The 25,325-nt window shown below is 71.6% G+C and carries 21 protein-coding genes; 8 read left to right on the plus strand and 13 right to left on the minus strand.

All coding sequences use genetic code 11. The features are described 5' to 3' along the window. Nucleotides 1-46: 46 nt before the first annotated feature. From K4B79_RS00400 to K4B79_RS00425, 6 genes are all read right to left on the minus strand, one after another. On the minus strand, nucleotides 47-1,048 hold the full coding sequence (locus tag K4B79_RS00400) for a proline racemase family protein (protein ID WP_232024112.1): 1,002 nt from the start codon (nucleotides 1,046-1,048) through the stop codon (nucleotides 47-49). An 11-nt stretch (nucleotides 1,049-1,059) separates the two neighbouring features. Then, nucleotides 1,060-1,956 (minus strand): dihydrodipicolinate synthase family protein, encoded by an 897-nt coding sequence (locus tag K4B79_RS00405; protein WP_232024113.1) that lies wholly within the window; start codon nucleotides 1,954-1,956, stop codon nucleotides 1,060-1,062. A gap of 47 nt (nucleotides 1,957-2,003) precedes the next feature. Further along, the gene (locus K4B79_RS00410; protein ID WP_232024114.1) at nucleotides 2,004-3,419 is read right to left on the minus strand and encodes an FAD/NAD(P)-dependent oxidoreductase; all 1,416 of its coding nucleotides are present in this window, start codon (nucleotides 3,417-3,419) and stop codon (nucleotides 2,004-2,006) included. Beyond that, nucleotides 3,409-3,711 carry a (2Fe-2S)-binding protein gene (locus K4B79_RS00415; protein ID WP_232024115.1) on the minus strand — a complete coding sequence of 101 codons (303 nt, stop codon included), beginning with the start codon at nucleotides 3,709-3,711 and terminating at the stop codon, nucleotides 3,409-3,411. Before K4B79_RS00415 ends, K4B79_RS00410 begins: the two co-directional genes overlap by 11 nt. Beyond that, nucleotides 3,708-4,865 (minus strand): NAD(P)/FAD-dependent oxidoreductase, encoded by a 1,158-nt coding sequence (locus K4B79_RS00420; RefSeq protein WP_232024116.1) that lies wholly within the window; start codon nucleotides 4,863-4,865, stop codon nucleotides 3,708-3,710. Before K4B79_RS00420 ends, K4B79_RS00415 begins: the two co-directional genes overlap by 4 nt. A gap of 124 nt (nucleotides 4,866-4,989) precedes the next feature. Then, the gene (locus K4B79_RS00425; protein ID WP_232024117.1) at nucleotides 4,990-5,661 is read right to left on the minus strand and encodes an MmyB family transcriptional regulator; all 672 of its coding nucleotides are present in this window, start codon (nucleotides 5,659-5,661) and stop codon (nucleotides 4,990-4,992) included. A 224-nt stretch (nucleotides 5,662-5,885) separates the two neighbouring features. Between K4B79_RS00425 and K4B79_RS00430 the strand changes: the two genes are divergently transcribed. After that, entirely contained in the window at nucleotides 5,886-6,545 is a 660-nt protein-coding gene (locus tag K4B79_RS00430) for a helix-turn-helix domain-containing protein (RefSeq protein WP_232024118.1), read from the plus strand. A 33-nt stretch (nucleotides 6,546-6,578) separates the two neighbouring features. Here K4B79_RS00430 and K4B79_RS00435 read toward each other — a convergent pair whose 3' ends face one another. Then, nucleotides 6,579-7,622 (minus strand): alpha/beta fold hydrolase, encoded by a 1,044-nt coding sequence (locus tag K4B79_RS00435; RefSeq protein ID WP_232024119.1) that lies wholly within the window; start codon nucleotides 7,620-7,622, stop codon nucleotides 6,579-6,581. 266 nt (nucleotides 7,623-7,888) lie between these two features. On the opposite strand from K4B79_RS00435, the gene K4B79_RS00440 reads away from it, so the two are divergent. After that, nucleotides 7,889-8,128, plus strand: a complete 240-nt coding sequence (locus K4B79_RS00440) for a hypothetical protein (RefSeq protein WP_232024120.1) — start codon at nucleotides 7,889-7,891, stop codon at nucleotides 8,126-8,128. Between the two features lie 7 nt (nucleotides 8,129-8,135). Here K4B79_RS00440 and K4B79_RS00445 read toward each other — a convergent pair whose 3' ends face one another. Both K4B79_RS00445 and K4B79_RS00450 read right to left on the minus strand, forming a co-directional pair. After that, on the minus strand, nucleotides 8,136-8,816 hold the full coding sequence (locus K4B79_RS00445) for a 4'-phosphopantetheinyl transferase family protein (protein WP_232024121.1): 681 nt from the start codon (nucleotides 8,814-8,816) through the stop codon (nucleotides 8,136-8,138). Next, on the minus strand, nucleotides 8,813-9,691 hold the full coding sequence (locus K4B79_RS00450; RefSeq protein WP_232024122.1) for a metallophosphoesterase family protein: 879 nt from the start codon (nucleotides 9,689-9,691) through the stop codon (nucleotides 8,813-8,815). The genes K4B79_RS00445 and K4B79_RS00450 overlap by 4 nt, the downstream gene beginning before the upstream one ends. A 399-nt stretch (nucleotides 9,692-10,090) precedes the next feature. Here K4B79_RS00450 and K4B79_RS00455 point away from each other — a divergent pair, with 399 nt between their 5' ends. Further along, nucleotides 10,091-11,236, plus strand: coding sequence for an ATP-grasp domain-containing protein (locus tag K4B79_RS00455; RefSeq protein ID WP_232024123.1), 1,146 nt, complete (start codon nucleotides 10,091-10,093; stop codon nucleotides 11,234-11,236). A gap of 212 nt (nucleotides 11,237-11,448) precedes the next feature. Here K4B79_RS00455 and K4B79_RS00460 read toward each other — a convergent pair whose 3' ends face one another. The 4 genes from K4B79_RS00460 to K4B79_RS00475 all read right to left on the minus strand — a co-directional run bounded on the left by K4B79_RS00460 (nucleotide 11,449) and on the right by K4B79_RS00475 (nucleotide 17,913). Then, on the minus strand, nucleotides 11,449-12,699 hold the full coding sequence (locus K4B79_RS00460; RefSeq protein WP_232024124.1) for an alpha-L-fucosidase: 1,251 nt from the start codon (nucleotides 12,697-12,699) through the stop codon (nucleotides 11,449-11,451). A gap of 2 nt (nucleotides 12,700-12,701) precedes the next feature. Further along, complete coding sequence (locus tag K4B79_RS00465; protein ID WP_232024125.1) at nucleotides 12,702-15,746, minus strand: alpha-mannosidase; 3,045 nt, start codon at nucleotides 15,744-15,746, stop codon at nucleotides 12,702-12,704. A gap of 68 nt (nucleotides 15,747-15,814) precedes the next feature. Next, nucleotides 15,815-17,152: a 6-phospho-beta-glucosidase gene (locus K4B79_RS00470; protein ID WP_232024126.1), complete on the minus strand. Its 1,338-nt coding sequence runs from the start codon at nucleotides 17,150-17,152 to the stop codon at nucleotides 15,815-15,817. Then, on the minus strand, nucleotides 17,149-17,913 hold the full coding sequence (locus K4B79_RS00475; RefSeq protein ID WP_232024127.1) for a DeoR/GlpR family DNA-binding transcription regulator: 765 nt from the start codon (nucleotides 17,911-17,913) through the stop codon (nucleotides 17,149-17,151). The genes K4B79_RS00470 and K4B79_RS00475 overlap by 4 nt, the downstream gene beginning before the upstream one ends. Nucleotides 17,914-18,040: 127 nt before the next feature. Here K4B79_RS00475 and K4B79_RS00480 point away from each other — a divergent pair, with 127 nt between their 5' ends. The 5 genes from K4B79_RS00480 to K4B79_RS00500 all read left to right on the plus strand — a co-directional run bounded on the left by K4B79_RS00480 (nucleotide 18,041) and on the right by K4B79_RS00500 (nucleotide 25,263). Further along, a complete protein-coding gene (locus K4B79_RS00480; RefSeq protein WP_232024128.1) occupies nucleotides 18,041-19,156 on the plus strand; it encodes a carbohydrate kinase family protein in 1,116 nt (371 codons plus the stop codon). A gap of 89 nt (nucleotides 19,157-19,245) precedes the next feature. Beyond that, nucleotides 19,246-20,532, plus strand: a complete 1,287-nt coding sequence (locus tag K4B79_RS00485) for an ABC transporter substrate-binding protein (protein ID WP_232024129.1) — start codon at nucleotides 19,246-19,248, stop codon at nucleotides 20,530-20,532. Beyond that, the gene (locus K4B79_RS00490; protein WP_232024130.1) at nucleotides 20,532-21,482 is read left to right on the plus strand and encodes a carbohydrate ABC transporter permease; all 951 of its coding nucleotides are present in this window, start codon (nucleotides 20,532-20,534) and stop codon (nucleotides 21,480-21,482) included. Before K4B79_RS00485 ends, K4B79_RS00490 begins: the two co-directional genes overlap by 1 nt. A 14-nt stretch (nucleotides 21,483-21,496) precedes the next feature. After that, nucleotides 21,497-22,336, plus strand: coding sequence for a carbohydrate ABC transporter permease (locus K4B79_RS00495; RefSeq protein WP_232024131.1), 840 nt, complete (start codon nucleotides 21,497-21,499; stop codon nucleotides 22,334-22,336). Further along, a complete protein-coding gene (locus K4B79_RS00500; protein ID WP_232024132.1) occupies nucleotides 22,333-25,263 on the plus strand; it encodes a glycoside hydrolase family 2 TIM barrel-domain containing protein in 2,931 nt (976 codons plus the stop codon). Before K4B79_RS00495 ends, K4B79_RS00500 begins: the two co-directional genes overlap by 4 nt. Nucleotides 25,264-25,325 lie beyond the last annotated feature (62 nt).

Below are 25,325 nucleotides of genomic sequence, written 5' to 3' on the forward strand. Positions count from 1 at the left end.
TCCTAGAGGTGCAATGTCACGCGGTACCGCTCATTATCCTCGCCGCCTACAACACGAACCCGGCCGGGAACGGGTCGGAGGGGTCCAGCAGGTACTGGGCCGTGCCGGTGATCCAGGCCCGGCCGGTGAAGCTGGGCAGGACCGCGGGACGGCCCGCGACCTCGGTGGTCCCGAGGAGCCGGCCGGTGAACCGCGTGCCGATGAAGGACTCGTTGACGAACTCGGTGTGCAGGGGGAGTTCGCCGCGCGCGTGCAGCTGCGCCATGCGGGCGCTGGTACCGGTGCCGCAGGGCGAGCGGTCGAACCAGCCGGGGTGGATCGCCATCGCGTGCCGGGAGTGGCGGGCGGTGGCGCCGGGCGCGATCAGATGGACGTGGTGGCAGCCGCGGATGGAGGGGTCCTCCGGGTGGACGGGCTCGTCCTCGGTGTTGATCGCCTCCATGAGGGACAGGCCCGCCTTGAGGATGTCGTCCTTGCGGGAGCGGTCGAAGGGCAGCCCGAACTCCTCCAGCGGCAGGATGGCGTAGAAGTTGCCGCCGTAGGCCAGGTCGTAGGTGACCGTGCGGCCGTCGGCGAGGACGGCCTTGCGGTCGAGGCCCACGGAGAAGGACGGGACGTTCCGGAGGGTGACCGCCTTGGCCGCGCCGTCCTCGACCTCCACTTCCGCGACGACCGGGCCGGCCGGGGTGTCGAGCCGGATGGTGGTGACCGGTTCGACGACCTCGACCATGCCGGTCTCCACCAGGACCGTGGCCACGCCGATCGTGCCGTGCCCGCACATCGGGAGATAGCCGGAGACCTCGATGTATACGACACCCCAGTCGCAGTCGGGCCGGGTCGGCGGCTGGAGGATCGCGCCGCTCATCGCGGAATGCCCGCGCGGCTCGTTCATCAGGAACTGCTTGATGTCGTCGCGGTGCTCACGGAAGTACAGGCGCCGCTCGTTCATCGTCGCGCCGGGGATCGTGCCGATGCCGCCGGTGATCACGCGGGTGGGCATGCCCTCGGTGTGCGAGTTGACGGCGTGCAGGACGAGTTTGCTGCGCACGGTCCTCCTCCCTAGGCCAGTCCGGCCGCTACGGCCTGTTCGGTGGCCGAGCGGACCGCGGTCTCCTGCTCCGGCAGCAGCGGCACCCGCGGCGGGCGGCAGCCTCCACCATGACGGCCGACGATGTCCATGGAGACCTTGATGGCCTGCACGAACTCGACCTTGGAGTCCCAGCGCAGCAGCGGGTGCAGCTGCTCGTACAGCTTCTTCGCCGTGCCCAGGTCACCGGCGACGGCCGCCCGGTACAGCTCGACGCAGGACCTCGGCAGGGCGTTCGGGTAACCCGCCACCCAGCCCTTGGCACCCGCGATGGCCAGCTCCAGCAGGACATCGTCGGCGCCGATCAACAGGTCCAGTTCCGGGGCGAGTTCGGCGAGCCGGTAGGCGCGGCGGACATCGCCGGAGAACTCCTTCACGCCCTGGATCCAGCCCTCGCCGTGCAGCCGGGCGAGGAGTTCCGGGACCAGGTCGACCTTGGTGTCGATGGGGTTGTTGTACGCGACGACCGGCAGGCCCGCCCGGGCCACCTCGGCGTAGTGGGCCAGGACCGAACGCTCGTCGGCACGGTAGGCGTTGGGCGGGAGCAGCATCACCGAGGCGCAGCCGGCGTCCCGGGCCTGCTCGGCCCAGCGGCGGGCCTCCGCGGAGCCGTAGGCGGCGACGCCGGGCATCACCCGCTCACCGCCGATGGCGGCCACGGCCGTCTCGACCACCTTGGCGCGCTCCTCGGAGGTGAGCACCTGGTACTCGCCGAGCGAGCCGTTCGGCACGACGCCGTCGCAGCCGTTGTCGACCAGCCAGGCGCAGTGCTCGGCGTACCGGTCGAAGTTCACGCTCAGGTCGTCGTTCAGCGGGAGCGCGGTGGCGACGAGGACGCCGCGCCAGGGGCGGTGCTCGGTGGCGGTCATATCGGGTCGCATCCCATCTGTGACGTGTGACATTTCATCGGTGGAGTTCATACGGTGTCGTCCTCCCCCGCCCGGGCCAGCACACCGAGGGGTACGGGCCGGGCGAACGGCCGCCGGGACGCGGTGGACCCGCATCCGGTGAGCCCGGCGACCGCGGGTGCGCACATTCGCCCCTGGCACCAGCCCATCCCGGCCCTGGTCAGCAGCTTGACGGTGCGCAGGTCGCCGGCGCCCAGGTCGGCGACGGCCGCGCGGATCTCTCCCCCGGTGACCTCCTCGCAGCGGCAGACGACGGTGTCGTCGGTGATCTGCTCGGTCCAGTGCGCGGGCGGCGCGTAGACGTCGTCGAGCGCGGCGAAGAAGGCCCGGAGCCGGGTACGGGTCCTCCCGGCCGCCGCCCACGCGTTCGGGTCGGGCTCGGTGCCGTGCAGGCGCGCCGCGGCCGAGTGGCCCGCGATGTGCCCCTCGGCCAGGGCGAGGGCGGCGCCGCCGATGCCGGTGCTCTCGCCTGCCGCCCAGACGCCGGGCACGTCGGTGCGTTGTTCCTCGTCGGCGTGGACGTTCGGCCCGTCGAGGCGGCAGCCGAGGGTTTCGGCGAGGTCGGTGTGCGGGAGCATGCCGTGGCCGACGGCCAGGGTGTCGCACGCGATGCGGCGCCCGGTGCCGGGCCGGACCCGGCCGTCGGGGTCGAGCGCGGCGACGGTCACCGCCTCCAGCCGTTCGGCCCCGTGGGCCTCGATCACGGTGTGCCCGGACAGGAGCCGGACGCGGTGGCGCAGCAGCCCGGCCGCGTACCGGGCGCCTTCGGCGACCTTGCCGGGCTCGACCGCCAGCGCGCGGGTGCGCCGTACGAACGACTTCGGGGCCGCGGACTCCACGAGGGCCGCCACCTCGACTCCGGCGGCGGCCAGTCCGCTCGCCACAGGGAGCAGCAGCGGCCCGGTCCCGGCGACGACGGCGGTGCGTCCGGAGACCGTGAGGGTGCCCTTGAGCATGGCCTGGGCGCCGCCGGCGGTGACGACGCCGGGGAGGGTCCAGCCGGGGAAGGGCAGCACCTTCTCGTAGCCGCCGGTGGCGAGGAGCACGGCGTCGGCGCGTACCTCGGCCGGGTCCTGCTGCTCGGGTCCGAGCAGGGTGTGCACGGTGAAGCCGGGGTGTGCGCCGACTCCCGGCCGCCGTTCCACGCACCACACGTGATGGTCGGTCAGGTGCCGTACGAGACCCGCCCGGACGTGTGTGCGCAGGCCGTCCCTCAGTCGCTCCCAGGTCCGCCACTGGTGGTGCAGGGCCTCCGGGCGGCGGGCGCGCAGCTCGGCCGCGGGCTGCCGGTAGAACTGTCCGCCGGCCTCCGGGGCCGCGTCGACGAGCGTGACCCGTACGCCGTGGGACGCGGCGGCGACGGTCGCGGCGAGTCCTGCGGGGCCCGCGCCGATCACCGCGAGGTGCGGTCGTTCAGTCGTCATGGCCCGTCCCCTCCTGCGTGCGGATCGCGTCGCCCGGGTTCAGGGGCACCAGGCAGGCGCGCTGGTTCGGGCGGCCGTTGACGGTGACCAGGCAGTCGAAGCACACGCCGATGCCACAGAAGATCCCGCGCGGTCGGCCCGCGCCCCGTGTGGTGCGCCAGGAGGTGATCCCGGCGGCCCAGAGCGCGGCGGCGACGGTCTGGCCGGGCAGGGCCGGGACCTCGCGGCCGTCGAGGGTGACCGTGAAGGCCGGGCCCGGCTGGGCGTCGGCCAGGTCCAGGGGGGAACTCATACGACCTCCTCGGCGTCGGGGAAGCGGTCGGGGCGGAAGGGGGTGAGGTCCAGGTCGGGCGTCTTCGCGGTGAGCGTCTGGGCGATCAGGTGGCCGGTGCCGGTGGCGAGTCCGATGCCCGCGCCCTCGTGGCCGCAGGCGTGGTACAGCCCGGGGACCCTGGCATCCGGGCCGACGGCGGGCAGGTGGTCGGGCATGTACGGGCGGAAGCCGAGGTAGGAGCGCATCGCGTGGGCGTCCGCCAGGAACGGGAACAGCCGGGTCGCGCCCGCCGCCAGTGCCCGCACGGCCGGCAGCGAGAACGTCCGGTCGAAGCCGACCCGTTCGCGGCTCGCACCGATCAGCACGGGCCCCGCCGCCGTGCCCTCCACGACCGGGGAGGTCTGGAGCGCGGCCGAGTCGCTGGCCACGTCGGCCACGTAGTCGGCGGCGTAGACCTTGTGGCGGACCATGCGCGGCAGGGGTTCGGTGACCAGGACGAAGCCGCGGCGCGGGAGGACAGGGAGGTGCGCGCCCGCGAGGGCGGCGAGCTCGCCGCCCCAGGTGCCGGCCGCGTTGACGACGGCCGGGGCGTGGATGTCGCCGCAGTCCGTGCGGACCCCGAGCACGGAGCCGTCCGGTGCCTTCGGTACGTCCGTCACGGTGCGGCCGGTGAGCAGGCGGGCGCCCGAGGCGCGGACCAGGTGGGCGGCGGCCAGGGCGGGCATCACCTGGCTGTCCTGGGGGTAGTGGACGCCGCCGGGCAGGCCGTGGGCGAGGTGGGGTTCGAGGCTGTACAGGTCGTCGCCCGCCACGGGTTCGGCGACGACTCCCGCCGCGCGCTGGCCGTCGGCGAACCGCTCCAGGGCGATGAGGCCACCCGGGGAGGAGGCGACGACCACGCCGCCCTTCGCCTCGTACTCGATCGCCCGGCCGAACTCCTCGGCCAGCTCCGTCCAGAGGCGGCCCGACAGGAGGGCGAGGTCCAGCTCGGGGCCCGGTTCCTTGTCGGAGACCAGGAGGTTGCCCTCCCCCGCGCCCGTCGTCCCGCCGGCGACCGGGCCACGGTCCACGAGGACGACGTCGAGCCCTGCCCGCGCCGCGTACAGGGCACAGGCCGCACCCACCATTCCGGCCCCGACGACCACGACATCGCAGGTCAGTCGCTCGCTCACGTCAGTACTATGTCACATGTCCCATGGTATGGGAATGGTGCCACGAGCGGCGGACACGAAGGGGGACGGGGGGGCGGTCGTACTGACAAGGCGCCGTCGGCGACCTGAACGCCGACGGTGCCTGTCAGGCCTCGGGGGCGGCCACCACGCTGAGGTGGCCCGCCACGCGGCGGGGACGCTGCGCACGACGTACCGCGGGCGCCGGGCGGCGAGCGGGACGCAGCACCAGCGTCAGCCGGGTGCAGCCCATCTCCCGCAGGGTCCGGGGCGTCTCGTCGACGACCCGGCAGTCGGTGGCGCCCCAGCGCGGGTCTGGGTGCAACAGCGGGCGGACCGCGCCGTCGTGCTCCACGGCCTGCTCGCCGACGGCCCGGATCCAGTGCGGCAGGCCCTGCCGGTAGGCGGCCTCCATGATCGGGTCCTGGGCGATGTCACGGCGGATGGACTGGAGTCCGTGGTCGTGGCCGTGGCGCTCCACGGCGGCCGCGAAGTGCGCCAGCATCGGCAGGCACCAGCGGGACTCGTGCTCACCGAGGACCGTGTGCGCGTCGGGGTGGAAGAGGACGAATCTGAGGAAGTTGTCACCCGGCATGGCCGTCGGATGGGGGCCCACACCGCGGAAAAGTGTCTCGAAAGCGGTGTTGGTCAGAACCACGTCCCAGCGGTGGTCGAGGACGACGGACGGAAAGGAGACGGCCTCCAGAAGCGTGGCGTAGTCCTGGAGGTACGCCTGGGCCTCAAGACTCTCGGGGACGGGCCGCGGTACGGACCACTGCCCACCTGCCTGAAATGCCATCGGGAGGTCACCCCTCTTGCCTATGCGGCCTTCTCGCGGCGCTCTTGATCCTGCTGCCCGCGAGCGAGCGGTGTCAACTATCGTGGCATTTCATGCCCGTCGACGGCTGGAATAGGCCACAGTTGTGGCGAGACCTGGATGTGAGTTCGAACAACCCGCTACTCTCCGGGAAGTTCACGGCAACCGCTTGTGAGAAGCCAGTGAGAAACGTAGGAGATCTGTCGGTGTCGGTTGGCGGCTTCGAGGGGCCCGGCGACGTGGCGTCGGCCGTGCTGTCGGCCGTCGTCGCCCGGGTCACCGCGCTGGCCGACCGGCTCGGTGTGGCGCACGCGGAGGTCTTCGACACCGCCGGCCTGTCCGTCGCCTCCGGTGTGCCCGAGCCCGTGGTGAAGGCGCTGCTCAGCGGGCGCCCCGCGGGCGAACCGGACGTCCAGGCCCGCTTCCTGCAGCGTCTGGACCTGCTGCGGCGCACCCGGCTCAAGCCCAACGGCCGCAAGTACACCCAGCAGGAGATCGCCGACGGCGCGGGCATGTCCCGGCAGCAGGCCGGGGCGCTCATCAACGGCGACCGGCGCCCCACGATGGAGCACTGCGACGCCATCCAGCGCTTCTTCCGGGTGCACGCCGGGTTCCTGACGGCCGAGGACCCCGAGGCGCTCGCGAGCGCGCTCCAGCGCACCGAGCAGGAACTGCTCCAGCGGCTCGCCGACCGCGAGCGACAGGCGGCCGCGGTCGACGGGGACCCCCTGGAGCGGCTGCTGCAGGACCACGGCGTCCGCGGGATCGCCTGGCGGGCCGCCCAACTCCCCACCGACCAGCACCGCGACAAGGTCGCGGAGTGGCTGGACATGCTCCTGGAGAGCGTCAAGCGGCCCGAGTCCTGATCCGGGGCGGACGCCCCGGCGGGGCGTCCGTCGTCAGGTCGCGCTGCGCTCGCTGGCCTCTCTCAGGCCGCGTTCGACCGCGCGGTCGTGCGCGGTCTCGGGCCGGCCCGCCGTGGTGCCGGGGCGCCCCTCGCGCAGCAGCTCGCGCCAGTGGTCGCGGCTCCAGTCGGCCGCCACCGTCGTGGCGGTGAAGTCCTCGACCAGGGAGACGAACCGGTCCGGGTCGCTGTGGAAGGGGAAGTGGCCCGCGCCCTCGAAGATCTCCAGCCGGCTGCCCGGCATCGCCTCGTGCGCCCCGTAGGCGTGCCGGACCGGCACCACGCTGTCACGGTCGCCCCACAGCAGCATGGTCGGCATGCCCTCGGTGAGGTAACAGCGGTCGAGCATGGTCACGACCTGGCCGCGCCAGTCGACCACCGCGCGCAGGGTGCGGATGAAGGCGTTGCGCGAGGTCTCGTCGGGCAGCGCGTCCACGAGGGTCAGCAACTCCGCGGCGTCCTGGCCGAGATCGGTGTCCAGGAGCTTCATCAGGTGGGCGGCGAGGCCCACCTGGAGCCGCATCCCGGGCAGCCGCAGGCAGGAGAGCATCAGATGGGCGCCCGGCAGCGAGACCAGCCGCAGCACCGGGTTGACCTCGCGGCCGACTCCGCCCGCGCCGACCAGGATGAGCCGCTCGGTGCGCTCGGGGAACTGGTAGGCGAACTGCATCGCCACGCCCCCGCCCAGCGAGTGGCCCACCAGGGTCGCGGACTCGATGCCGAGGGTGGTGAGCAGATCCCGCACGCCGTTGGCGTAGGCGGCCACCGAGTAGTCGGCGCGCGGCTTGTCGGAGGAGCCGTGGCCCAGGAGGTCGGGCGCGATCACGGTATGGCTGCGGGCCAGGTCGGGGATCAGCTCGGCCCAGGTCCGCGAGGAGTCCCCGATGCCGTGGATGAGCACCAGGGCGGGGCCCTCGCCCGCCATGCGGAAGGCGCGGCGGTACCCGTGCACGACGCGGTACCGCACCTGGAGTTCACCGTCGTCCACCGGGCGCAGCCACGCGGTGCGCGCCGGGCGCCGACGCGGGGCGTCCACCACGCGCTCGCCTCCCGTTCCCGGGGCCGCGACAAGGCGGCCCGAAGTCCTTCACACCAGCCTAGAACCGCATTCCCACCGGGGATTTCGGTGAGGTTTCACCTCCGCTAAGCGGGCGAACGGGGCCGGGGCGGAGCCGGATTGTCAGTGGTGGACGGCAAGCTGGACGTGGGCCCCCGTGTGCGGGGGCCGAGACCGACGACGTCCGTCGTCGACGGCGCCGGCCGCTCGGCGTCGGCGACGACACCGACCTGGGGGAGAGCAGCCCGATGCAGACCGCCGTGCTGACCGACCGTGAACGTGCCGCCGTCCAGGCCTATCTGCGGCTGCTGCACACCGTGCGGGCGGCCTTCGACGTGGAACCGGGCCCGCCGGGCGGCGGTCGACCACCCGTGGTCCCGCCCGCCGTGCTCGCCGAGGCGGAGCGTGCCCTGGAGGAGGCGGGTCTCGCGGGCAACGAGGAGGCGTTCTTCCGGCTGCTGCACGCCTGGTGCCCGCCGGAGGTGTGACACCCCCTCAGGGGTGCGGCACCGTCACGGCGGAGGCCACCAGACCGCGGTCCGCGATCCAGCGGCCCTCGAAGTGCCCGAGCCGGTGGCCGTCCACCACCGGCCCGGGGACGAGGAGTTCGGCGCGCAGACCGCCCCGCGGCTGTGCGCCGGGGCCGACGAACAGGGTGATGTCGGCCTCGGAGAAGTCCAGCCACCGTCCGGTGAGCGGGAACCACGCCTTGTAGACGGACTCCTTGGCGCTGAACAGGAGCCGGTCCCAGTGCACCCCGGGGTGGGTCTCGGCGAGCCGGAGCAGCCGCTCCTGTTCGGCGGGCAGCGCCACGGCGGACAGCACGCCCTCGGGAAGCGGTCCGTCGGGTTCGGCGTCGATGCCGAGGGAGGCGAGGTCGGTGGCGCGGACCAGGGCCGCGGCGCAGTAGCCGTCGCAGTGGGTCATGCTGCCCGTCAGACCGGACGGCCAGCGTGGGGCGCCGCGTTCGCCCGGCAGGACGGCCTGCGGCGGGACACCGAGCTTCTCCATGGCCTTGCGGGCGCAGGAGCGCACGGCGGCGAACTCGCGGCGCCGCTTGTGGACCGCCTGTGCGACGACGGCCTCCTCCTCGGGGAAGAGCCCGGTGTGCTCGGGCTCGTCGTGGCCGTACGCCTCCACGACGACCACCGGGTCCGGCAGCAGTTCCTCGATCATCGCGCCCCGGTCCCGGTCTCAGCCCCGGTCACGCCGGGTGCGATGCGCCGCAGTCTGCCCGGCGGCTCGGGGCGTTGGCGCCATTCCCGGGGGTAGCCCACCGACACCTCCTCGAAGCGGACGCCCTCGTGCCAGGTGGTGCGAGGAATGTGGAGATGGCCGTAGACCATGGTCGCGACACGGAATCTGCGGTGCCAGTCGGCGGTGAGCTCGGTGCCGCACCACATGGCGAACTCGGGGTGCCACAGGACGTCCGTCGGATGCCGGTCCAGCGGGTAGTGGTTGACCAGGACGGTCGGCAGGTCGTCGGGGATCTCGGCGAGCCGCTCCGCGGTCTCGGCGACGCGGGCGCGGCACCAGTCCTCGCGGGTCGGGAACGGGTCGGGGTGCAGCAGGACCTCGTCGGTGCACACGATGCCGGTGCCGTGCGCGTACTCCAGCCCCTCCGCCTTGGTCGCGCAGCCGGAGGGCAGGAAAGAGTAGTCGTAGAGCAGGAACAGCGGGGCGACGGCGAGCGGGCCGCCGGGGCCCTGCCAGACCGGGTAGGGGTCCTCGGGGGTGGTCACGCCGAGTTCCCGGCACATCCCGACCAGGTGGTGGTAGCGCTCGACCCCACGCAGCGTGACGGTGTCCTTCGGGTGGGTCCACAGTTCGTGGTTGCCGGGGGCCCAGACGACCTTGCGGAAGCGGCCCGCGAGCGTCTTCAGGGCCCAGCGGATGTCGGCCACGGTCTCCGCGACGTCACCGGCGACGAGCAGCCAGTCCTCGTCCGACTCCGGCCGCATCGCCTCGACCAGGGCGCGGTTCTCCTCGTAGCCGATGTGCAGGTCGCTGATGGCCAGCAGCTGTCCGGCACCGCCGACCCTCGCCGTCACCCCACGCCTCCTCCGAGCAGCCGAATGGGACCACGAGAACACATCGGCGGGCCCGAGGACAAGGCCGGATCGAGCCGGTGGATCTTCGCCGCCGGTCCACGGCTCCCGTCGGGTGATCTTCGCCGTCGGTCCGCGCCCCCTTCGGGTGATCTTCGCCCGGCCGACCCGTCCCGGAGGCCAGTCCGGGTCGCCGCGCGCGTACCGCGCGACCCACGAGAGCATGATCGGAAAATCCGTAACACGCGCGTTGCACGCGGCACCCTTCGCAGGCCGTATGATCGGCCCAACACCACCGCCTTCCATGCCTCTTCGCACGGGGCGGTTTGGTGACCCTCCAAACAACCTGGCCGGGCACGGCCTGCTTCGCCGTGTCCGCGAACCCCGAAAGGACGGCCCTGCATGGTCTCTCGCGTACGCGTCTGGCTCAACCGCACGTACGCGGAGAACGTGTTCTTCATGGATCAGCTGCGGCGAAATCCCAGCGACCGGGCCGTCGAGATCCATGCGACACACGGCGACGCCGACTCTCCCGTACTGGCCGCCGCCGACACCGCCGACCTGGAGCCCGAGGGCCTGTCCCCGGCCGCGTACGTGGAGTACGCGCTCGACCAGTGCGTGCGGCGCGGCATCGACGTGTTCGTGCCCCGCCTGCACCAGTCGGCGATCGTCGCGCACCGCGCGGACTTCGCCGCGGCCGGCACCGCGCTGCTGGCGCCGCCGCCCGAGGCCGTGGCCGTCTTCCACGACAAGGTGATCGCCTACGAGGCCGTCCAGGCGATCGGTGTGCCGGTGCCGCCCTGGTGGCGGGTCCGGTCGGCTGACGAACTGCTCGCCGCCGTCGAGGAGTTGGAGGCCGCCGGGCACAAGGCGTGCTTCAAGCCGGCCTCCGGCGCGGGCGGGGTGGGCTTCCGGATCATCACGCGCGCCCCCTTCTCGCTCACCCACCTCAGCGGCTTCCCCAGCCCCTACGTACCGCTCGACCTGGTCCTCCAGGCGCTTGAGGACGCCGAGGACGCGGTGGACTGGCTGGTCATGCCGCGCCTGGAGCAGCCCGAGGTGTCGGTGGACTGCCTGACCGGGCCCGACAACCGGATCCGGCTGGCCATCGGCCGCACCAAGAACGGCCGTCGGCGCGGGTTCACCCTCGCCGACCAGTGGCTGGAGCCGGCGCGGCGCATCGCCGAGGGCTTCGGGCTGCACTACCTGTCCAACATCCAGTTCCGGATGTTCGGGGACACGCCGGTGCTGATGGATGTCAACACGCGGCCGGCGGGTGGGCTGCACCAGCTGTCTCTGTGCGGGGTCAACGCGCCTTGGGCGGCTGTGCAGTTGGCGCTCGGTGAGGATCCGGGGATTGTTGAGCCGCCGTTCCTCGGGCAGGACTACACGGTGGTGTCGGGGCCCCGGCCGTTGCGGGCGGTGTCGTTGCCGCAGCAGCGTGTGGAGGAGACCGAGCCCTTGGTTCCTGCGGCGCCCGTGTCTTCGGTGGTTGAGCAGGTGCCGGGTGACTCCGTCGGGGTCTCGGCTCAGGTGTTGCCGCTTTAGGTTGTCTGCCCGGGTGCGGGGCGGTTGTGGCTGGTCGCGCAGTTCCCCGCGCCCCTAGCGGTGTTGCGGCTTCCCCGTGTCAGGCAGCTCGGCGCGCAGGAGGCGGCGGGGATGACGACCCCAGGCAGCCGAGAGACCGTCGGCAGGGGACAATTCAGGCGCCCGAATCGTGGGTCGATTCGGGCGCCTGCGAAATGCCGTCGGAACCGCTGTCAGAACCGCCCGGAGCCCCGGTACAGCTCCAGTTCGCCGTCCAGTTCGAGGGCGAGCACCGTGGCGTGCGGGTCGAGGTCCGCCGAGGACGGCGGGTCGATCCACAGCACGCCGACCGCCTCGTGGAGGCCGCCGACGACACGGTGGGCCAGTTCGGTCCCGGTGCCGAGGACGGTGACCCTGCGGACCTTCGTGGCCAGGCCCCGGACGCCGATCTCGGCGCGCGGGATGTCGTAGACCGTGAGGTAGAGGGTGCGGCGGTCGGCGGAGAGGGTGCTGGGGCCGTAGTGGTGGCCGGCCGGGAGGCCGCGCCCGGTGCCGTAGACCGCGTCCGCGTGTCTGCGGATCCACTCCCCCAGGCCTTCGAGGCGCTCCACCTGCGGCGGCGGGATGGTGCCGTCCTCCATCGGGCCGACGTCCAGGAGCAGGTTGCCGCCCCCGCCGATGGTCTCGGTGAAGTAGCGGATCAGCTGGGACAGCGACTTGTGGTTGTGGTCGTGGTGCTGGTACCCCCACGAGTCGTTGATCGTCAGGCACAGCTCCCAGGGGCCGTCCGGCGGCACGATGGGGGCGCCCTGCTCGGGGGTGGCGTAGTCGCCCTCGCTGAGCATGCGGGCGTTGAAGACGACCTCGGGCGAGTAGGAGCGGATGAGCGCGGCGAGTTCCGGGATGCGCCACTGCTCCTCGCTGCGGTCCCACTCGCCGTCGAACCACATCAGGTCGGGCCGGTAGCGGGAGGCCAGTTCGCGGATCTGGCCGTCGCGGTAGGCGATGAACCGCTCCCAGGCGTCGAGGTCCTCATCCTCGGCGGCGACCTCGGAGTAGCGGTTGTCCTCCTGCTCCGGCGGGCGGCCCGGCTTGCGCGTGGAGGCGTAGTCGGGGTGGTTCCAGTCGGAGTGCGAGTAGTACAGGCCGACCTTGAGGCCCTTCTCGCGCAGGGCTTCGGCGTAGGGACCGATGTAGTCCTTGCCGAGGTTGAGGTCGCCGTAGGCCGTGTCCCACAGGGCCACGCCGTCGTGGTGACGGCTCGTCAGCACGGCGTACTTCGCCCCGGCCCGGGCGAACAGGTCCGCCCAGGCCGCGGGGTCGTACTTGGCGCCCGTGAAGCGTTCCAGCTGGGACATGTACCGCTCGTGCGGGACGATGTCGTCGTAGAACGACCAGGACTCCTGGACGCCGTCGACGGCGTAGATGCCCCAGTGGACGAAGATCCCCAACTTGGCGTCGGTGAACCAGGGTTGCATGCTCACGGTCAGCCCCTCCGCAGCCGGAGCGTGAGGACCTGGAAGGGGCGCAGCGCGACCGCGACGCCGGCCTCGGTGATCTCGGCGTCCTCCAGGGGGCGTTCCAGCAGGTCGGTCACCTGCGCGCCGGCGAGCGGGAAGCCGGTGCGCAGCACGCCCTGGGCACGGCCGCCGTTGCACTCGTAGAGCCGCACGACCACGTCACCGGAGGCGTCGTCGGCGAGCTTGACCGCCTCTACGGTGACGCCGTCGCCGTCGACCGAGACCACGGGCTCGTCGGCGCCGGCCGCGTCCGCCACCCGCAGGGGGAGGTTGAGGGCGTAGCCCTCGGCGACGGTGTCCTCGATGCTCGCGCCGGGCAGCAGGGAGTAGGTGAAGCGGTGCCTGCCCTGGTCGGCCTCGGGGTCCGGGATGCGCGGGGCGCGCACCAGGCTGAGGCTCACCTTGGTCGTCGTGCCGCCGTCCTCGCGGACCGTGCGGGAGACGTCGTGGCCGTAGGTGGAGTCGTTGAGGACGGCGACGCCGTAGCCGGGCTCGGCGAGGTGCACCCAGCGGTGGCCGGAGACCTCGAAGCGGGCCGACTCCCAGCTGGTGTTGGTGTGGGTGGGCCGCTGGACGTGGCCGAACTGGATCTCGGCGGAGGAGTGCGAGGCCCGGATGTCGACCGGGAAACCGGCCTTGAGGATCTTCTCCGCCTCGTGCCAGTCGATGTCGGTCTCGAAGTCGATCCGGGCGCTGCCGGCCCGGACCGTGACGGTCTGGGCGATCGTCGAGCCCTTGCCGAAGGAGCGGGTCACGCGGATCGCGCCCAGCAGCGGGTCGTCCGAGACGGTCTCGACCGAGGAGGCGTCCAGGAGGTCGGTGTACCGGTTCCGGTAGTGCTTGTCGATGTCCCAGGCGTCCCAGTAGTTCGGGAGGTCGGTGTGCAGCCGGAGCAGGTTGCCCTTGTCGGCGAGGACCTCTCGGCCACCGGCGCGCAGGTCGCGGACCGAGGCCAGGGTGCCGTCCTCGGCCACCTCGACGCGGATCAGGCCGTTGTCGAGGACCCGTCCCTCGGTGCGCACCGGCTGCGCGGGCTCGGCGTCGGTCAGCGGGGCGCTGCCGCTCGCGGGCACCTCGACGTACGCCGGTGCTCCCCCGGCGGTGCGGACCACCTCGGCGCGGTCGAAGGGGCTGGTGTTGAAGACGCGGGTGTCGCCCGCGCCCAGCGCGGCCACGGCCTCGGCGGTCAGCGCCTCCAGTTCCTCGGCGACCCGGGCGTACTCGGCCTCGGCCTCGCGGTGCACCCAGGCGATCGAGGAGCCGGGCAGGATGTCGTGGAACTGGTGGAGCAGGACCGTCTTCCACAGGCGGTCGAGCTTCTCGTAGGGGTAGGCGTAGCCCGGGGCGTGCAGGGCGGCCGTGGTGGCCCACAACTCGGCCTCACGGAGCTTGTGCTCGCTGCGCCGGTTGCCCTGCTTGGTGCGGGCCTGGGAGGTGTAGGTGGCGCGGTGCAGCTCCAGGTAGAGCTCGCCGTTCCAGACGGGGGCGTCCGGGTACTCCTCGCGGGCCTTGGCGAAGAACTCGTCGGGGTGCTCGACGACGACCTTGGGCGAGCCCTCCAGGTCGGCGAGGCGCCGGGCGCGCTCCATGATCTCGCGGGTGGGGCCGCCACCGCCGTCGCCCCAGCCGAAGGGGGCAAGGGAGCGTGAACCGCCGCCCTTCTCGGAGTAGTTGCGGACCGCGCGGTCCATCTCCTCGCCGCTGAAACGGGCGTTGTAGGTGTCGACGGGCGGGAAGTGGGTGAAGATGCGGGTGCCGTCGATGCCCTCCCACCAGAAGGTGTGGTGGGGGAACTTGTTGGTCTGGTTCCAGGAGATCTTCTGGGTGAGGAACCAGTCGTTGCCCGCGAGCTTGGCGAGCTGCGGGTAGGCGGCGGTGTAGCCGAAGGAGTCCGGCAGCCAGACCCCCTTGGTCTCGACGCCGAAGTGCTCGATGAAGAACCGCTTGCCGTGGATGAGCTGGCGGGCCATCGCCTCGCCGCCGGGCAGGTTGCCGTCGGCCTCCACCCACATGCCGCCGACCGGGACCCATTGGCCCTTCTTCACCGAGTCCTGGATGCGGGCCCACACGTGCGGGTAGTTGTCGCGCACCCACTCGTACTGCTGGGCCTGGGAGCAGGCGAAGATGAAGTCGTCGTACTCGTCGGCGAGCGAGGTGACGTTGGAGAAGGTGCGGGACGTCTTGCGCTTGGTCTCGCGGATGGGCCACAGCCAGGCGGAGTCGATGTGGGCGTGGCCGACGCCGGAGACGGTGTGCGCGCTGGCGTGGGCGGGCTTGGCCAGGATGGGCGCCAGCACCTCGCGGGCGGCTCCCGCGCTGCCGGGGATGTCGTCCAGGTCGAGGGCGTCCATGGCGCGGTCCAGGGCGTGCATGATCTCGTGGCGGCGGGGCTCGTGCTCGCCGAGGTGGACCATGAGCTCGCGCAGCACCTGGAGGTCGAGGTCGAGGTGCCAGACCTCCTCGTCGAGGACGGCGAGGTCGGCGCGCTGGAAGGTGTAGAGCGGCTCCGCGCCCGCCGTGAGCTTGTCGCCCATCGGCGTGACCTTGGAGAAGTTGTCCTTGAGGATGTCGGGGTTGGAGGCCGCCTCGACCAGGTAGTCGATCTGCTCGCCGCCGGTCGCCGGGTGGGCGATGGGCACGTACTGGTTGAGCGGGTTGACCGCCTTCAGGGGGCGGCCGTCGGGCAGGTGCACCAGGGCCTCGGCCTGGTTGCCGGGCCAGTCGCCGACGAAGCCGAGGTCGATGACGGCCTCGACGCGCCGGCCGGCCCAGTCGGCGGGCACCCGGCCGCGCATCCGGAACCAGGTGGTGCCCCAGGGCGGGCCCCAGGGGGTGTTCATGGCGAAGGGCTCGTACCGCGCGGACGCCGCCTCCTCGAAGGAGACCGGCTCTCCCGGCGCCTGCCAGGCCTCCACCTCGAAGGGGACGGTGGCCGCGTAGATCGCGGACTTGATGCGCTGGTCGTGGACGCGCTGGACGCGCTCTTCGATCCGTCGGCGTTCGTCGTGCATGAGAAGTCTCCAGGAGGGAGCGAAGCGTCAGTGGGAGGGAGGATGGAAAGCGCTTTCCGGCGGAAGCGCTACTTAAGGTACGCCAGGCCCGGGTGCACCGAGGTGTACCCCTCGACCAGCCTGCGGGCCACACCCACGGAGTCCACCAGCGGGTGCAGCGCGAAGGCCTTCACAGCCGTCGCCCTGGCCCCGGACTCGGCCGCGGCCAGCACCTCCCGCTCGACCGCCTTGACCGAGCAGACCAGGCCGGTGGCGTGGTCGGGCAGCGGGGCGACGGAGACCGGGTGCGCGCCGTTGGCGTCGACCAGGCAGGGCACCTCGATGACGGCGTCCGTGTCGAGCACCGAGAGGGTGCCCTGGTTGCGGACGTTGAGGATCAGCGTGGTGCGCTCGTCGCGGGCGATGGCCCGCATCAGGGCGAGGGCGACCTTCTCGTAGCCGCCGGAGAGGTCGTCGGCGTCGCGTTCGCCCGCGCCGGCGGTCTCCCGGTTCTCCGACATGTAGGTGGCCTCGCGCTCGGCGCGGGTGCGGTCCCAGGCCGTCAGGGCGGCGGCGTCGGCGCGCCGCATCTCCTCGTAGAAGCGGGCCTGCTGGTCGGCGAGGAAGGCGCCGCGGGTCTTCTCGGCCTGCTGGTAGGCGCGGACGGCCTCGCGGTTGAAGTAGTAGTAGTGCAGGTACTCGTTGGGGATCGCCCCCAGGGACTGGAGCCAGTCGACGCCGAAGAGCTTGCCCTCCTCGAAGGAGCCGAGCAGATCGGGGTCGGCGAGCAGCCGCGGCAGCTCGTCCCGGCCCGCGATCTTCAGGCCGCGGACCCAGCCGAGGTGGTTGAGGCCGACGTAGTCGATCCACGCCTCGTTCGGGTTGGCGCCGAGTACGCGGGCGATACGGCGGCCGAGGCCGACGGGTGAGTCGCAGATGCCGATGACGCGGTCGCCGAGGTGGCGGGACATGGCCTCGGTGACCAGGCCCGCCGGGTTGGTGAAGTTGATGACCCAGGCGTCGGGAGCGAGCCGGGCCACCCGCCGGGCGATGTCCACGGCCACGGGGACCGTGCGCAGGCCGTAGGCGATGCCGCCCGCGCCGACCGTCTCCTGGCCGAGCACGCCCTGGTCGAGGGCGACCCTCTCGTCGTTGGCGCGGCCCTGAAGGCCGCCGACGCGGATCGCCGAGAAGATGAAGTCGGCGCCGCGCAGGGCCTCGTCGAGGTCGGTCGTGGTCGTCACCGTGGGGGCGTCGGCGACGGTGGCCGCCTGCTCGGCGAGGACCCGGCCGACCGCGGAGAGGCGGCCGGCGTCGAGGTCGTGCAGGACGACCTCGGTCACCCGGCCCTCGCCGCGATCCGTCAGCAGCGCCCCGTACACGAGCGGGACCCGGAAGCCGCCGCCGCCAAGAATCGTCAGTTTCACGCTTGAACCTTTCCTGCCAGGACCATCTCGACGCCCGCCTCCTCCAGGGAGGAGCGGGTCGTCGCGTCGACCGGCGCGTTCGTCACCACCATGTCCAGGTCCTCGGGACCGCAGACCTTCGCCATGCCCGTCCCCGGGAACTTCGCCTGGTCGGCGAGGAGGACGACCTTGTCGCTCGCCTTGATCATGGCCCGTTTCACCGGCACCTCGACGACCGTCGTGTCCATCACCTGCCCACCGGGGCGCACTCCACTGGTGCCGAGGAAGAGCCAGTCGGCGTGCAGCTGGCGCAGGTTGTCCTCGGTGAGGAAGCCGACCAGGGAGCGGTACTCGCGGCGGACCATGCCGCCGAGCAGCACCAGTTCGATGCCCTCGTCGTCGGCGAGTTCCTCGTAGACCACCAGGTTGCTGGTGATCACGGTGAGGCGGCGGCCGTGCAGCTGCCGGGCCAGGCGGTAGGCGGTGGTGCCGATGTCGAGCAGCACGGACTGGCCGTCGGCGACCAGCCCGGCGGCCCGGGCGGCTATGGCGTCCTTCTCGGCCACTCTGACCTCGGCGACCTCGTCGAAGGGCTGGTCGCCCTCCTCCACGACCGCGCCGCCGTGGACCCGGGTGAGCAGCCCCTCCTCCTCCAGCTTGACGAGGTCACGCCGAATGGTGGCGGGGCTCACACCGAGCTGCTCGGAGAGGTCGGTCACGGCCGCGGGGCCGCCCGAGCGCAAGGCCCGCAGGATGAGTTGGTGTCGTCGTTCAGCCAGCACGCCGTGAACACTACTCGTCATCTTCAATCATTTCCATGCTCACTTCTGCTTAGGTATTGACCAATGTCGCCGATCGGCGCACGATTCCGGTCATCGAAATTGACGAGTTTTGACGAGAGGTGCTCGCGTGGATGACGACCGGCCCGAGGTGCTGCTGACCGGGCTGCTCTTCTACGACCTCGTCCTGACGGGTCTGGGAAGGCCGCCGACACCGGGCGAGGAGATCTGGACGGACGGCATGGGCAGCGGCCCCGGCGGCATCGCCAACCTGGCGGTCGCCACCTCCCGCTTCGGCCTCAGGACCTCCCTGGCCGCCGTCTTCGGCGACGACTTCTACGGCGCCCACTGCCAGGAGATCCTGGCCGGCCAGGAAGGCGTCGACCTCTCGCTCTCGCGCGTCGCGGACGGCTGGCACACCCCCGTCACCGTCTCCCTCGCCTACGGCACGGACCGGGCCCTGGTCACCCACGGCCAGGAACCGCCGTACTCCCAGGACACGCTGATGGGCGACCCGCCCGAGGCGCGCACCGCCCTGGTGCACCTGGAGGCCGAGCCGCGCGCCTGGATCTCCAAGGCCGCCGCGAACGGCACGCAGATCTACGCCGACGTCGGCTGGGACCCCACCCAGCGGTGGTCCACCGACCTCCTCGACCAGCTCGCCCTGTGCCACGCCTTCCTCCCGAACGAGACCGAGGCGATGGCCTACACCCGCACCGACAGCGCGGTCGCGGCGCTCGGCACGCTCTCCGAGCTGGTGCCGGTCGCCGTGGTCACGCGGGGCGGGGACGGCGCGGTCGCCGTCGACCAGACGACCGGCGAGTACGCGGACGTCCCGGCCCTGGCCGTCGACGTCCTGGACGCGACGGGCGCCGGTGACGTCTTCGGCGCGAGCTTCGTCGCGGCCTCCCTCGGCGGCTGGCCACTGGAGGAACGGCTGCGGTTCGCCGTCCTGTGCGCCGGACTGTCGGTACGGCACCACGGAGGCGCCCTGGCGGCCCCCGGCTGGTACGGCGTCGACCGCTGGTGGCGCTCGCTCACCGACCCCGACCTGAAGCGGACCTACGGCTTCCTGGCGGACCGCATCCCGGCGGACGTCGGTCCGCCGGTCCAGCACGCGCCGATCACCCCACCGGCCCGGCCCACCCCCCTCGCGCCGCCCACCCCCTCGGCCGAGCACTCCCCCGTCGCCCCACCGACACCGCACTCCCCCGTCGCCCCACCCGACACCGCACGGCAGCACTGATCGCAAGCCCCCCAAGCAAGCCCCTCCAAGCCCCCCCCACAAGCCCCTCGTACGCACGTCCCGAAAAGATCCGAAAGGCGGTGGGAGCTGTGCGGCTCTCACGAAGAGGCCTGCTCCGCGCGGGCCTGGCCGGTACGGCCGCCACGGCCCTGGGCGGCCTGGCATCCGGCTGTGCCGTTCCGACCGGCTCGACCGGCCGGAACATGGTCCTGTGGTACTGGAGCGGTGGTCTGAGCGACACCGTCGTCAAGAACGCCAAGGCGCGGTACGACAGCTCCGTCGACCTCCAGCCCATCCAGATCGGCGGCCAGTACCGCTCCAAGCTCATCACCACGATCACCGGCCGGGCCCACATCCCCGACATCGCGGGGCTCAAGGGCGAGGACATGGCCGCCTACCTGCCGAACGCGGACCAGTTCATCGATCTGCGGACGCTGGGCGCGGAGAAGTACCGGAGCCAGTACCTGTCCTGGAAGTGGGACCAGGGCATCGCCGACGACGGCACCATGGTCGGCTTCCCGATCGACTGCGGACCGGTCGCCCACTACTACCAGTTCGAGATCTTCCGCAAGGCGGGACTGCCGTACGAACCGGCCGACGTGACCAAGGAGTTGAACACCTGGGAGAGCTTCTTCGCCGCGGGTGAGCAGCTGAAGAAGCGGATCCCGGGGACCATGCTCCTCACCGACGTCAACTCCGTCTTCGAGAACGTCGTGCAGCAGGGCGCCCAGCGGTACGTCGACAAGGACCGCCACTTCATCGGCGACCGGGAACATGTGCGCCGGGCCTGGGCGCTCGCGGTGGAGGCCAAGCGGCGCAAGATCGTCTCCGACCTGGTCAGCGGCACCCCGGACCAGCTGTCGGCCATCCAGGACGGCAAGCTGCCGAGCCAGCTGAACGCCTCCTGGGCCTCCTTCGACATCAAGAACGGCGTGCCGAAGACCAAGGGCAGGTGGCGAGTGGCGCAGATGCCGGTCCGGCCCGCCAACAGCGGCGGCTCGTTCCTGTCGATCACCAAGTCGTGCCGGGAGCCCGAGCGGGCCTTCGAGATCATCACCTGGATGCTCAACGCCTCCAACCAGGCGCAGGGTTACGTGGACGCGGGTCTCTTCCCCTCCACGCCCGCCTCCTACGGCCTGAAGCAGATGCAGGAGTCCGACCCCTTCTTCGGCGGCCAGGTCACGACCGACATCTTCGGTCCCGCCGCGCAGAAGATCGTGGTCGCCTACAACAGCCCGTTCGACATCGCGCTCGGGCAGCCCCTCAAGGACGAGATCAAGAACGTCGGCGTCCTCGGCAAGGACCCCAAGAAGGCCTGGAGTGACGCCATGAGCAAGTGCCGTCGCATCGCGAAGCACCTGGGGGTGAGCTACTGATGGCCGTCCTCGAGCAGACCCCGCCCGCCGTGGCGCAGCCCTCCCCGTCACAGCCCAGAAAGGGCTGGCGCAAGTACTGGCACCTCTACGCCGCGATCTCCCCCTTCTACCTGATCTTCCTCGGCTTCGGCCTGTTCCCGGTCGGCTTCTCGCTCTACCTGTCCTTCCACCGCTGGGACGGACTCGGCACGATGGAGTGGGCCGGGCTCTCGCAGTACCAGTACCTGCTGAGCGACAGCGACTTCTGGAACTCGATCGGCAACACGATCATCATCTGGGCGCTGGCCACCTTCCCCATGATCTTCCTGGCGATGGTCACGGCCGTGATGCTCAACTCCGCGGTCCGGTTCAAGGGCCTGTACCGCGTCGCGTACTTCCTGCCGAACGTCACCTCGGTCGTCGCGATCGCGATCGTCTTCGGCTCGATCTTCTCCACCAACGCCGGCATGGTGAACGCCGTCCTGCACGCGGTGGGGATCGACCAGGTGGCGTGGCTGAACACGCCGTGGGGCATCAAGGTCACCATCGCGGCCCTGATGACCTGGCAGTGGACCGGCTACAACGCCATCATCTTCCTCGCCGGACTGCAGACCATCCCGAGCGAGCTCTACGAGGCGTCGCGCGTGGACGGCGCCGGCCCGATCCAGACCTTCTTCCGGATCACGCTGCCGCTGCTGCGGCCCACGCTGCTGTTCGTGCTCGTCGTCTCGACGGTCACCGGCCTGCAGAGCTTCTCCGAACCGCAGGTGCTGCTCCAGACCTCCTCCAACGACTCGACGTTCGCGGGCGGTCCGGGCCACTCGGGCCAGACGATGGTCCTCTACTTCTTCCAGCAGACCTTCGACAACAACGACTTCGGGTACGGAGCCGCGGTGGCGTGGGGCATCTTCCTCGTCGTCGTCCTCTTCTCGATCATCAACTGGCGCCTCGTGCAGCGCCGCGGCGACTAGGAAGGGCGCGCATCATGGCTTCCATCAAGGGATCCCGCCGCAGAGGGATCGCGCTGCACCTCCCGCTGGTCATCGGCACCCTGATCTCGGCCTTCCCGTTCTACTGGGCCGTGATCATGTCGACGCACAGCTCCTCGGAGATCTTCGCCTACCCGCCCAAGCTGCTGCCGGGGACGCACTTCCTGGAGAACGTCCGCAATCTCTTCGACGCCATCGACTTCTTCGGGTCGATGTGGAACTCGCTGCTGGTCGCGACGGCGGTGACCTTCCTGGTCCTGCTCTTCGACTCGCTGGCGGCCTTCGTCTTCGCCAAGTTCGAGTTCCCGGGCAAGAACGCGCTGTTCGGGCTGCTCATGGTCATCTTCATGGTGCCCGCTCAGCTGTCGGTCATCCCGCAGTTCGTGATCATGGCGAAGATCGGCTGGATCGGCTCGATGACCGCGCTGATCGTGCCGGCGGCGGCCAACGCCTTCGGCATCTTCTGGATGCGCCAGTACATGAAGAGCGCCATCCACGACGAACTGCTCGACGCCTCCAAGCTCGACGGCGCGAACTTCCTGCGCCAGTACTGGCACGTGGCGCTGCCGGTGGTCCGCCCCGGTCTCGCCTTCCTCGGCATCTTCACCTTCATGGGCCAGTGGAACGACTTCGCCTGGCCCCTGATCGCCCTCACCAACCCGGACAACGTCACCCTCCAGGTCGCGCTGTCCCAGCTCAACGGCACCCACGGCACCACCGACTACGGCATCGTGATGACCGGCGCCCTGCTCGCCCTCGTCCCGCTGCTCATCGTGTTCGCGCTCGGCGCCAAGCAGATCATCGGCGACCTCGCCAAGGGGGCCGTACGCGGATGACGGACGATCCCCTGATCGCCCTGCGCCCCTGGGAGGCACCCGAGGTGACCTCCTGGGGGCGGCTGCCCATGAACGCCGTCGACCGGCGCCCCGGAGCACTCCCCCTGGACGGCGACTGGCGCTTCCAGTTGCTGCCCACTCCGGACGCGCCGGTCGGCGGCTCCTGGTCCTCGGCGTACGTCCCCGGTGTCTGGACGACACAGGACACCGGGGACCTGCCGCGGTACACCAACGTGCGGATGCCGTTCCCCGAGTACCCGCCCCACACCCCCGCCGCCAATCCGACGGGGGTGTACGAGCGGGAGGTGGACGTCCCCGCCGGGTGGGCCGAACGCCGGATCGTGCTCCAGGTCGGGGCCGCCGAGAGCGTGCTGCTGGTGCACGTCGACGGGCGGCCCGTCGGCGTCTCCAAGGACTCCCACCTGGCGGCCGAGTTCGACCTGACGGGAGTGGTCCGCGCCGGCGAGCGGGCCGTCGTACGGCTGACCGTGGTCAAGTGGTCGGACGCCTCGCACATCGAGGACCAGGACCAGTGGTGGCACGGGGGCGTCACGCGCTCGGTGCTGCTGTACGCGACCGAGGCGCTGCATCTCGCGGACGTGACCGTGCGGGCGGGACGGTACGGCGATCTGCGGGTCGACTGCCGGGTGCGGGACGCGGGCGGGGCGCTGCCCGAGGGCTGGTACGTCAGCGGCGAGCTGGACGGCCGGCTGCTCACCCAGGACACCGGGTTCGACCGGGTCAACGCCGAGGACGAGCGGGTCTCCGACTTCCTCGGCGAGGCGCGGCTCACGGCCACCGTCCCCGACGTGCGCACCTGGAACGCCGAGACACCCGAGCTGTACGACCTGACCGTCCGGCTGCACCGCGCCGACGGGACGGTCACCGACACCTCCCGCCACCGCGTCGGCTTCCGTGACGTCGAGGTCGTCGGGCGGGACCTGCTGGTCAACGGCGAGCGGATCTTCGTCCGGGGCGTGAACCGGCACGACTTCCACCCGCTGACCGGGCGGACGGTGTCGGACGAGGACATCCGCGCGGACCTGGTGCTGCTCAAGCGCTTCGGCTTCAACGCGATCCGCACCTCCCACTACCCGAACGACCCCTCGGTGTACGACCTCGCCGACGAGCTCGGGCTCTACGTGGTCGACGAGGCGAACATCGAGTCGCACGACCACGCCCACGAGATCGCCGACGACCCGCGCTATCTGAACGCCTTCGTGGACCGGGTCTCCCGGATGGCGCTGCGGGACAAGAACCACCCGTCCGTGATCATCTGGTCGCTGGGCAACGAGTCCGACTACGGCGCCAACCACGACGCGGCGGCCGGCCGGCTGCGCCGCCACGACCCGACGCGCCCGGTGCAGTACGAGGGGGCGGCCAAGCTCGACTGGGCGGCGACGGACGACGCCTCCGACCTCGCCTGCCCCATGTACGCCTCGCTGGAGGAGTGCGTGGAGCACGCGCTCTCCGGGCGCCAGACCAGGCCGCTGATCTGGTGCGAGTACTCCCACGCCATGGGCAACAGCAACGGCACACTGGCCGACCACTGGGCTGCCATCGAGTCCACCCCGGGACTTCAGGGCGGGTTCATCTGGGAGTTCTGGGACCACGGAATCCTGCAACGCGTGAGCGACGGAAGACCGGTCGGGCGTGGGGGCGCCGGGCTCTATGACAACGGTGTCGCCGCGCCCGGTCACCGCTGGGCCTACGGCGGCGACTTCGGCGAGACGATCCACGACGGGGCGTTCATCGCCGACGGCGTGGTGTTCCCCGACCGCACGCCCAAGCCGGTGATGTACGAGCACCGGGAGATCGCGGCGCCGGTGCGCATCGAGTGCTTCCGGCACGAGGGCATCGTGCTCGGCAACCACCAGCACTTCCGCGGCCTGGACTGGCTGTCCGGCGAGTGGGAGCTGTCCCTGGCCGACGGCGGCCGGCTGACCGCTCCGGCCGAGCTGCCCGACCTGTGTCCGGGTGAGACGGCGGCCGTCCCGCTGCCGTTCGCGCTGCCCGAGGACGGCGGCGAGGCCTGGCTGACGCTGCGCGTGACGACCGCCCGCGACGAGCCGTGGGCGCCGCGCGGCACGGTGGTGTGTCTGCCGCAGGTGCGGCTGCGGGCGGCGGCCCCCGCACGGCCGCCCCTCCCGGTGCCCCGGGGCCGCGTCGAGGTCGACCCGGACGGGCTCCTGGTCCACCCCCTGCTCACCTCCGCTCCCGCCCTCTCGCTGTGGCGGGCGCCCACCGACAACGACGAGCTCGGCGGCATGGCGCCGCGCTGGCGGGACTGGGGGCTCGACGCGCTGGTGCGCAAGGTCACGGACGTGCGCCGACTGGCGGACGGCCGGGTGACCGTGCACGCGGAGTACGCCGCCGAGGCCGGTGTCGTCCGGCATGCGCAGGTCCTCACCCCGGTCGAGGGCGGCATCCACGTCGAGGAGTCGGCCGAACTGCCCGACGCGCTCACCGATGTGGCCCGGGTCGGCTCGGTGTTCGAGACGATCGCCGGGCTCGACCTGATGGAGTGGTACGGGCAGGGGCCCTGGGAGTCGTACCCGGACCGCGCCTTCGGCGCCCCCGTCGGCCATCACCGCGTGCCCGTGGACGCGTTGTTCACCCCCTACCTGCGCCCGCAGGAGAGCGGTGGGCGACACGGCGTACGCCACTTCACGCTGTCGGCTCCGGACGCCACCGGTCTGACCGTCGTCCTGGACGAGCCCCGCCAGGTCGGGGTGAGCCGGTTCCGGGCGGACGACCTGACCGCCGTCGCCCACCACGACGAGCTCGTGCCGCGGGCCGGCTGCGTGGTGCACATCGACGCGGCGCATCGAGGTCTGGGCACCGCGTCCTGCGGACCCGACACCTCACCGTCGTATCTGGTCTCCCCGGGCGTCCACCGCTGGAGCTGGACTCTCCGCGCCCTCTGATCCTCTCCTCCCCTCGCCTCGCCTCCCCTCCTTCACCTCCTTCTCCCCTGTTCTTCGTTACG

Source organism: Streptomyces lincolnensis, assembly GCF_021173675.1.
Taxonomy (GTDB): Bacteria; Actinomycetota; Actinomycetes; order Streptomycetales; family Streptomycetaceae; genus Streptomyces; species Streptomyces lincolnensis_B.

Excerpts from the sequence above, each read along its gene's own strand:
- K4B79_RS00405 (WP_232024113.1), bottom strand. The coding sequence starts at position 1,956 with ATGACCGCCACCGAGCACCGCCCCTGGCGCGGCGTCCTCGTCGCCACC.
- K4B79_RS00495 (WP_232024131.1), top strand. The coding sequence starts at position 21,497 with ATGGCTTCCATCAAGGGATCCCGCCGCAGAGGGATCGCGCTGCACCTC.
- K4B79_RS00455 (WP_232024123.1), top strand. The coding sequence starts at position 10,091 with ATGGTCTCTCGCGTACGCGTCTGGCTCAACCGCACGTACGCGGAGAAC.
- K4B79_RS00465 (WP_232024125.1), bottom strand. The coding sequence starts at position 15,746 with ATGCACGACGAACGCCGACGGATCGAAGAGCGCGTCCAGCGCGTCCAC.
- K4B79_RS00440 (WP_232024120.1), top strand. The coding sequence starts at position 7,889 with ATGCAGACCGCCGTGCTGACCGACCGTGAACGTGCCGCCGTCCAGGCC.
- K4B79_RS00410 (WP_232024114.1), bottom strand. The coding sequence starts at position 3,419 with ATGACGACTGAACGACCGCACCTCGCGGTGATCGGCGCGGGCCCCGCA.
- K4B79_RS00490 (WP_232024130.1), top strand. The coding sequence starts at position 20,532 with ATGGCCGTCCTCGAGCAGACCCCGCCCGCCGTGGCGCAGCCCTCCCCG.
- K4B79_RS00445 (WP_232024121.1), bottom strand. The coding sequence starts at position 8,816 with ATGATCGAGGAACTGCTGCCGGACCCGGTGGTCGTCGTGGAGGCGTAC.
- K4B79_RS00500 (WP_232024132.1), top strand. The coding sequence starts at position 22,333 with ATGACGGACGATCCCCTGATCGCCCTGCGCCCCTGGGAGGCACCCGAG.
- K4B79_RS00425 (WP_232024117.1), bottom strand. The coding sequence starts at position 5,661 with ATGGCATTTCAGGCAGGTGGGCAGTGGTCCGTACCGCGGCCCGTCCCC.
- K4B79_RS00415 (WP_232024115.1), bottom strand. The coding sequence starts at position 3,711 with ATGAGTTCCCCCCTGGACCTGGCCGACGCCCAGCCGGGCCCGGCCTTC.